The following is a 2,998-nucleotide window of genomic DNA, read 5'->3' as shown; positions in this document are numbered from 1 at the left end:
CATGTCGGGGGACAAGATTGCAAGGGAAGTTCTGGAAGCGATGGCCTACCAGATCGCGAAGGAGATCGGCGCCATGGCGGCCGTGGTAAAAGGAGCGGTCGACGCCGTCGTCCTGACCGGAAGCGTTGCGGGCTCCGGGCTTCTCAGCGGGTGGATCGCGGAGCGCGTCCGGTTTATCGCGCCTCTCCTGTTCTATCCCGACGATAACGAAATGAATTCGCTCGCCCGGGCGGCTGTGCGCGTGCTGCAGGGGACCGAAGCGGCAAAGGAGTATTGACCCATGCTGAAAAACTTTGACGAGTTGCTCGCTGCCGCCCGGCAGGTCCGGGGAACGCGCATCGTGGTTGTCTTCCCGAACAATGAAGAGACGTTTGCAGCGATCCGTGAAGCGCTCGATCTGGAGCTGGCGCGCTTCATCCTCGTGGGGGACGAAGAGATTATTTGCAAGAACCTTTCCCGGACCGGCACGAACCCCGCCGGGATCGAGGTGGTCCCGCAGAGCCGGTTGCTCGACGCGCTCAGGGTTTCGATCGGGCTCGTCAGGGACGGAAAGGGGGATATCCTGATGAAAGGGGGGATCGATACCTCCACCCTGATGAAGGCGGTGCTCGAAGAGAGCGCCGGGATCCGGACCGGCAGGCTCCTCACCGATATCTTTGTGATGGAGTTTCCTTCGCGACCGGAGAATAAGTTCATCATGATTACCGACGGCGGGATGACGCTTGCGCCCGATCTCAAGAACAAGATGGAGTTGATCAAAAATGCGGTCGAGGTCGCGCACGCCCTCGGGAATTCCGTTCCGAAAGTCGCGGTGCTTTCAGCAACCGAATTTGTCGTACCCGGCCTGCAGTCGACGCTCGACGCAGCGGCGCTTTCAAAGATGAACGAGCGGGGCCAGATCCCCGGCTGCATCGTGGACGGGCCGTTCGCCCTCGATAATGCGATCTCGCCCGAGGCCTCGGCGGAGAAAAAGATCAACTCGCCGGTCGCCGGGTGCGCGGAAATCCTGATCGCCGCCAACATCGAGTCGGCGAACAGTCTCGCGAAGAGCACGACGTTTTTCGCCGGGCTCCGGCTGGCTCACGTCATCGTCGGCGGCAGGGTTCCCGTCCTCATCCCTTCGCGGGCCGACAAATCCGACGCCAAGTTGCTCTCGATGGCCCTCGGCGTCCTCATGTCCGCGTACGTTCCTTCGGACGCGTCAGCCTGATCCCGAACGAACGCAGCCTAAAGGCTGCGGCTACCACGGCGACTCGGGCGCGGCAATGTCCCCGTAAACTCGGTAGCCGCAAGCTTTAGCTTGCGTTATTTTCCCCCCGTCATCCCGAACGAACGCAGCCTAAAGGCTGCGGTTACCACGGCTACTCGGGCGGAGCAATGCCCCCGTAAAGTCGGTAGCCGCAAGCTTTAGCTTGCGGGATCTCCCCCGCGTCATCCTCATCTGCAACATGTCATCCTGAGGGCGCAGAGCGCCCGAAGGATCTCCCTACCCGCCATCCCGACATGCCGATGAAACTTTCAATTGTTTTTCTTACATTGGTCGGAATGAGGAACGATACAGGCCGAAGAGAAAGGAGCATTTCCGTATGAAATACCGCGTCATTGTTACACAGGATGAAGATGGGGTTTTTGTTGCAGAGGTCCCATCTCTTCCCGGATGTGTTTCTCAGGGACCGACTCGTGGCGAGGCCTTGCGGAATGTGCAGGAAGCAATTCACGCGTATGTCGAAAGCCTGCAGAAGCATGACGAGCCCGTTCCGCCCCCCATCACGGAAGAAATTATCGATGTATGAGCAAGCTCCCCGTCCTCTCAGGCCAGGAAGTCATACGAGTTCTCAGACGGATTGGCTATGAACCGGATCATCAACGCGGCAGCCACATCATCATGCGCCATGGCGAGCCACCCTACCGTCGTGTCAGCATCCCAAATCACCGAGAGATAGCCAGAGGAACCCTGCGATCAATCATCCGGGAGGTCGGATTGACCGTTGAAGAGTTTGTCAGTCTTGTGTAGCAAGAGCCCTCGGCGCAGAAGCACCCCGCCATGTAGCCGAGCTCCTTCCGCCGGCCCCGGGTTTCATCGAGAGAGATAGGAAAGGGAATATCGAATGCCTGAACAACACATCACCTGTCCCAAGTGCGGGAATAAAATCCCGCTCACCGAGGCTTTCACGCATGATATCGAGGAAAAGCTCCGGACCGAGTTTCAGCAGGACATCCGCAAGAAGGACGCGGAACGCGCAGCGGCTCTCGATGCGCAGCAGAAGACATTCGAGGCACAGAGGGCGCAGGACCGCGCACGAGTCGAACAACAGGCAAAAAGACAGGCGGAAGAATCCCTCGGGCTGGAGCTCAAAGACATGAAGGACCGCCTGGCGGAGAACTCGAAACAGCTCGAGGCCGCCCGCCGCCAGGAATTGGAGCTTCGGAAGCGCCAGCGCGAGCTCGAAGAGCGCGAGCAGAACCTGAAACTCGAGGTGGAACGCACGCTCGCCACCGAGCGGACGAAGATTTGGGAAGACGCGGGCCGGAAGGCGGCCGAGGAACAGCACCTCAAGATGGCGGAAAAGGAGAAGCTGGTGACGGACATGCGCCGGCAGATCGAGGAACTCCAGCGCCGGGCAGAGCTGACCTCCCAGCAGGCTCAGGGCGAGGTGCTGGAGGTCGAGCTGGAAGCCCTCCTGGCCCGGCAGTTCCGGACGGATGTGATCGAGCCGGTGGCAAAAGGGGTGCGGGGAGCCGACCTGATCCAGCGGGTCCACGACGAGACCGGGCGCGATTGCGGGAGCATTATCTGGGAATCGAAGCGGACAAAGGCATGGAGCGACGGATGGATTCAGAAGCTGAAAGACGACCAGCGGGCGGCAAAAGCGGAGGTCGCCGTCGTCGTCTCCACGGCGCTGCCGAAAGAGTTAAGCAGGTTCGGGCTATTCGAAGGGATCTGGGTCGCCGATTTCCCCTCCGCGGTCGGGCTTGCGACCGCGTTGCGCGCCACGTT

General features: G+C 60.4%; 5 protein-coding genes. All 5 read left to right on the top strand.

Annotation, left to right across the window (positions count from 1 at the left end):
• Window positions 1–277: butyrate kinase (locus tag VI215_05460; protein ID HEY6191758.1), on the top strand; the 277-nt coding region annotated here is incomplete at its 5' end.
• A 3-nt stretch (window positions 278–280) separates the two neighbouring features.
• Complete coding sequence (locus VI215_05455) at window positions 281–1,210, top strand: bifunctional enoyl-CoA hydratase/phosphate acetyltransferase (GenBank protein ID HEY6191757.1); 930 nt, start codon at window positions 281–283, stop codon at window positions 1,208–1,210.
• Window positions 1,211–1,586: 376 nt separating this feature from the next.
• Window positions 1,587–1,793, top strand: coding sequence for a type II toxin-antitoxin system HicB family antitoxin (locus VI215_05450; GenBank protein HEY6191756.1), 207 nt, complete (start codon window positions 1,587–1,589; stop codon window positions 1,791–1,793).
• Complete coding sequence (locus VI215_05445; GenBank protein HEY6191755.1) at window positions 1,790–2,014, top strand: type II toxin-antitoxin system HicA family toxin; 225 nt, start codon at window positions 1,790–1,792, stop codon at window positions 2,012–2,014. The genes VI215_05450 and VI215_05445 overlap by 4 nt, the downstream gene beginning before the upstream one ends.
• A 94-nt stretch (window positions 2,015–2,108) precedes the next feature.
• On the top strand, window positions 2,109–2,998 hold an 890-nt coding region (locus VI215_05440; protein HEY6191754.1), incomplete at its 3' end, for a DUF2130 domain-containing protein.

The sequence above is a fragment of the Bacteroidota bacterium genome (assembly GCA_036522515.1).
Lineage (GTDB): Bacteria > Bacteroidota > Ignavibacteria > UBA10030 > SZUA-254 > VBOC01.
The sequence above is the reverse complement of the archived record's forward strand: the minus strand, read 5'-3'. Positions and strand labels throughout refer to the sequence as shown.

Coding starts and splice junctions, on each gene's coding strand:
- VI215_05455 (HEY6191757.1), top strand. CDS start 281: ATGCTGAAAAACTTTGACGAGTTGCTCGCTGCCGCCCGGCAGGTCCGG.
- VI215_05450 (HEY6191756.1), top strand. CDS start 1,587: ATGAAATACCGCGTCATTGTTACACAGGATGAAGATGGGGTTTTTGTT.
- VI215_05445 (HEY6191755.1), top strand. CDS start 1,790: ATGAGCAAGCTCCCCGTCCTCTCAGGCCAGGAAGTCATACGAGTTCTC.